Annotated in this window: 5 protein-coding genes; 2 read left to right on the forward strand and 3 right to left on the reverse strand. The window is 62.2% G+C overall.

The window, feature by feature from the left end:
- The first annotated feature begins 201 nt into the window (after positions 1–201).
- The gene (locus VFE81_RS04290) at positions 202–687 is read left to right on the forward strand and encodes a YajQ family cyclic di-GMP-binding protein (RefSeq protein WP_054034313.1); all 486 of its coding nucleotides are present in this window, start codon (positions 202–204) and stop codon (positions 685–687) included.
- A gap of 275 nt (positions 688–962) precedes the next feature.
- Here the strand turns inward: VFE81_RS04290 and plsY are convergent, their stop codons facing one another.
- Complete coding sequence (plsY, locus tag VFE81_RS04295; protein WP_325043404.1) at positions 963–1,607, reverse strand: glycerol-3-phosphate 1-O-acyltransferase PlsY; 645 nt, start codon at positions 1,605–1,607, stop codon at positions 963–965.
- Positions 1,608–1,732: 125 nt separating this feature from the next.
- Positions 1,733–2,224 (reverse strand): Cys-tRNA(Pro) deacylase, encoded by a 492-nt coding sequence (gene ybaK, locus VFE81_RS04300; RefSeq protein ID WP_325043405.1) that lies wholly within the window; start codon positions 2,222–2,224, stop codon positions 1,733–1,735.
- A gap of 245 nt (positions 2,225–2,469) precedes the next feature.
- On the opposite strand from ybaK, the gene VFE81_RS04305 reads away from it, so the two are divergent.
- A complete protein-coding gene (locus VFE81_RS04305; RefSeq protein WP_325043406.1) occupies positions 2,470–4,032 on the forward strand; it encodes a class I adenylate-forming enzyme family protein in 1,563 nt (520 codons plus the stop codon).
- A gap of 23 nt (positions 4,033–4,055) precedes the next feature.
- On the opposite strand, the gene VFE81_RS04310 is transcribed toward VFE81_RS04305, so the two are convergent.
- A partial coding sequence (locus tag VFE81_RS04310; RefSeq protein WP_325043407.1) for a site-specific tyrosine recombinase XerD occupies positions 4,056–4,611 on the reverse strand: 556 nt, incomplete at its 5' end.

Raw genomic sequence — 4,611 nt, forward strand, 5'->3', positions numbered from 1 at the left:
AGTCGGATTGGGACATCAGAATGAGAAGAATGGAACGACGAACGAAACGACATCTGGCTTCCGGCCGCGCGACAATCCGCGACGGCCTTAGGCAAAAGGGAGTGGCGTCGGTAAAATGACGCCAGGTTCGTGATTATAGCGAGTGCCCCGTGAGCAGCCGACCGGCCGCGCCACGCACCGCAGCACTATTGGGAGAAAACAATGCCATCGTTTGACGTCGTCTGCGAAGCGGACATGATCGAAGTCAAGAACGCGATCGAGCAGTCCAACAAGGAAATTTCAACCCGCTTCGACTTCAAAGGGTCGGACGCGCGCGTCGAGCACAAGGAAAGCGAAATCACGGCCTACGCCGACGACGATTTCAAGCTCGGCCAGGTAAAAGACGTGCTGCTGTCGAAAATGGCCAAGCGCAATGTAGACGTACGCTTTCTCGACTACGGCAAGATCGAGAAGATCGGCGGCGACAAGGTCAAGCAGATCATCAAGATCAAGAAAGGCGTGTCCGGCGATCTGTCGAAGAAAATCGTCCGCCTCGTGAAGGACAGCAAGATCAAGGTCCAGGCGAGCATTCAGGGCGACGCGGTACGCATCACCGGCGGCAAGCGCGACGATCTGCAAAGTGTGATCGCAATGCTGCGCAAGGACGTGACCGATACCCCGCTCGACTTCAACAACTTCCGCGACTGAACACGCGCCACAGTCTGCACTGGGCGCATGTTGAAAGCTCGGCAACGGGCTGCGTCAGGACTCATTGCGGAAGGCTAGGCTGCGCTGGGACTCAGCACACCGGCGCATTTGAACGCCTGGCAACGGGTCACTTAGAGACTCGACGTCCGAAGATTCGTGGCGCAGAGACCCAAGCATCCGGCGCGAGTCGAACGACCTGCGCGTAGGCAGTGCGCCTTCCCTGAACGATCACAAGCACGCCGGTTAACACCCAGCCGGGCGCCCCCGGCCCGCACTCAAGGTTCATTCCCGCCCGCAGCGCTGGCCGCTGCGTCGGTTTTCTTCTTGTCGCCGATGCGGCTTTCCTGCCCGCGCATCAGCTTCGCAACGTTCGCGCGGTGGCGCCATACCAGCAGCGAACTCATCACGACAATTGCCAGCGCGATGATATGCGGCCCAAAAAGAAAGCCGTCGAAGATCGGTGCGAACACCGCCGCGGCCAACGCCGCCAGCGAAGAATAGCGCGTGAAGAACGCCACGATCAGCCACGTCAGCAAGGTGGCGACGCCGAGGATCGGGTTGATCGCGATCAGCACGCCCGCTGCGGTCGCCACGCCCTTGCCGCCCTTGAAGCGGAAGAAAACCGGATACAGGTGGCCGAGAAACACGGCGACGGACGCAATCGCCACCGACGTATCGTCGAGGCCGTATCGCGCGCCGAAGTGCACCACGAACCACACCGGCAGCCATCCTTTGAAGGCGTCGCCGATCAGGGTAAGAATCGCGGCCTTCTTGCTGCCGCTGCGCAGCACGTTGGTCGCGCCCGGGTTACCCGAGCCGTACGAGCGTGGGTCGTCCAGCCCCATCGCGGCGCTCACGATCACGGCAAACGACACCGAGCCGATCAGATAGGCAACGACAGCAACGATCAGGTTTTGCATCTGGGACTCTTATAAGGATCGGCGGTCTGAAACTCGATACCCCAACCGCAACAGGGAGCGCAATAGGCAACAAAGCGGCGCACATTCTACCGAACCCATCGGCCCGAAAAACATTCAGGCAAACATCAATCGACGCTCGCGCACTGAACCGGCGTCGCCGCCAGCAAGCTCGTCAATACCGCGGGCTCGATGCTGACCAGAAAACCGCGCCGCCCGCCGTTCAGCCAGATCTTGTCCATTTCGAGGATGCTCGACTCCACGTACACCGGCATCTGCTTGCGCGTACCGAACGGCGAAGTACCGCCGATCAGATAGCCCGAATGCCGGTTCGCCACCTCGGGCTTGCACGGCTCGACGCGTTTCGCGCCGATCTGCCGCGCCAGATTCTTGGTGCTGACGGTGCGGTCACCGTGCATCAGCACAATCAGCGGCTTGGCGTGCTCGTCTTCCATCACCAACGTCTTCACGACATGATGTTCGTCCACACTGAGCTGGCGCGCCGACTCTTCGGTGCCGCCGTGCTCGACATAATCGTAAGGATGTTCACCGAAAGTGACGCCGTGGCGGCGCAGAAACTGCGTCGCAGGCGTTTCGGAGACGTGTCTGGATTTGCTCATCGGCGCATTGTAATGGCGAGTTTGCACAACGGCTATTTGCCGAACGGCCAATTGTGCGGGTCCGGCGATTGTGGCACGATCGTTCGATAATCTCCGGTGCATGGTATGCCGGGCACCGAATACGTTTAGCAACCATGTTGCATGGGACCAGAGTAAGTGCTTTGCATGGGATCAGAGTAACGCGCTAAAGCGCAAACTCTGATCGACAGCTAAAGCGTCAACTCTGGTCGACACAGGAGACAGCGTTGAGCCTTGATTCATCCACCCGTTCCGCGATCGACATTCCCGCGCTGCTAGCCGCTCTGCCCGCGCGTATTGCCGACATTCCGGCGCTCGCAGCCGCGCGCGATCCGCAGCACATCGCATTGATCGAGGATGCACGCCGCCTCACCAATGCGCAACTTCTGGAAGCCGTCGATGCCACAGCCGCGCTGCTGCGCGAATGGGGCGTGCGTGGCGGCGATCGCGTGATGATCGTGGCCGAGAACAGCATCGTGCAGATCGTGCTGCTGTTCGCAACTGCGAAACTCGACGCGTGGGCGCTGGTGTCGAACGCACGCCTGCCAGCGGCAGAACTCGACGCGATCCGGGCGCACGCGCAGCCGCGCGTGGTCGCGTATGCGGCCGAAAGCTCCGCGGATGCCCATCAGCACGCGCAGCGGCATCAAGCCGTCACAGCGCCTGCCATCACGCCGGATATCGGCGCCTGGTCGTACACAATCGATGCCGGCGCAAAAACCGAACCGGTCGAAGCCGCCAATCACCGCCAATGCGCCGCGCTGATCTACACCACGGGAACCACGGGCGCGCCGAAAGGCGTGATGCTGTCGCACCGCAATCTGCTTTTCATCGCGGCCGTGTCCAGTCGTTTGCGCAATGTCGGGCCGGACGATGTCGTGTACGCCGTTCTGCCGATCTCGCACGTGTACGGCTTTGCATCGGTTTGTCTCGGCAGTCTGCACGCCGGCGCGACCTTGCGCCTCGCGCCTCGCTTCACGCCGGAAGCGGTGCGGCGCGCGCTCGCCGACGAGCGCGTGTCGATCTTCCAGGGCGTCCCGGCCATGCACGCCAAACTGCTCGAACATGTGCAGGCGCACGGCCACGCGTGGTCCGCGCCGCATCTGCGCTTTGCCTATTCGGGCGGCTCGCCGCTCGACGCCGCGCTCAAAGCGCGCGTCGAAAGCGTATACGGCCTCCCGCTGCACAACGGTTACGGCATGACCGAAAGCAGCCCGACCGTCTCCCACACCATGCTCGACGCGCCACGCAGCGATTGCTCGGTTGGCGAGGTCATTCCTGGCGTTGACGTGCGGTTCGTCGGGCTCGACGGCGTGGATGCCGCGCCGGACGAAATCGGCGAACTATGGGTGCGTGGCCCAAATGTGATGCTCGGTTACTACCGTAGCCCGGAGCAGACCCGCACTGTCGTTACCGAAGACGGCTGGCTCAAGACCGGCGATCTCGCGCGGCAGGACGCGGACGGAGCATTGCATATCGTCGGGCGCAGCAAGGAGCTGATCATCCGCTCGGGCTTCAACGTGTATCCGGCAGAAGTCGAGCATGTGTTGAACGCGCATCCGCAGGTGGTGCAATCGGCGGTGATCGGGCGCGCAGTGGAGGGTAACGAGGAAGTGGTCGCGTTCGTCGAATTGATCGCGGGCGCGAAGGCGTCGCCGGCTGAACTGATCGCGTGGTGCGGCGAGCGTCTCGCGCCATACAAGCGCCCTGCCGAAGTGAAAGTGCTGGCCGCGCTGCCGGCTGCGTCGACTGGCAAGATTCTCAAGCACCGGTTACGCGAGTTCATGTAAAGCAAACGCCCGTGCAAGCGCCCTCAGCCCCGTGGATGATGCTGCGCATGCAGCGACTTCAACCGTTCGCGGGCCACGTGTGTGTAGATCTGCGTGGTCGAGATATCCGTATGACCGAGCAGTAGTTGCACGACGCGCAAATCAGCGCCATGGTTCAGCAGGTGTGTCGCGAACGCGTGCCGCAACGTATGCGGCGAGAGCGGCGCGTGCACATTGGCCGCCGCCGCATGGCGCTTGATGATGTTCCAGAACTGCTGGCGGGTCATGCCCTCCGCGCGGCTCGTGACGAACAGCGCATCGGTCGCGCGCGCACCGAGCAAAGCCGGACGCGCTTCGCGCAAATAGCGTTCGATCCAGCCGTGCGCTTCTTCGCCGAACGGAATCAGGCGCTCTTTCGATCCCTTGCCCATTACGCGCACTACGCCTTCGTTCAGGCCTACTTCCACCGTCTTCAGCGTAACGAGTTCGGTGACACGCAAACCGCTCGCGTACATCAATTCCAGCATGGTGCGGTCGCGCAGGCCCAAGGGCGTGTCGATATCCGGCGCGCCGAGCAGCGCCTCGACTTGCGCTTCGGTG

The sequence above is a fragment of the Paraburkholderia sp. genome, assembly GCF_035656215.1.
Classification (GTDB): domain Bacteria; phylum Pseudomonadota; class Gammaproteobacteria; order Burkholderiales; family Burkholderiaceae; genus Paraburkholderia.

Bases quoted from the DNA above. Each gene is read 5' to 3' on its own strand.
- plsY (WP_325043404.1), bottom strand. From the start codon at position 1,607: ATGCAAAACCTGATCGTTGCTGTCGTTGCCTATCTGATCGGCTCGGTG.
- ybaK (WP_325043405.1), bottom strand. From the start codon at position 2,224: ATGAGCAAATCCAGACACGTCTCCGAAACGCCTGCGACGCAGTTTCTG.
- VFE81_RS04290 (WP_054034313.1), top strand. From the start codon at position 202: ATGCCATCGTTTGACGTCGTCTGCGAAGCGGACATGATCGAAGTCAAG.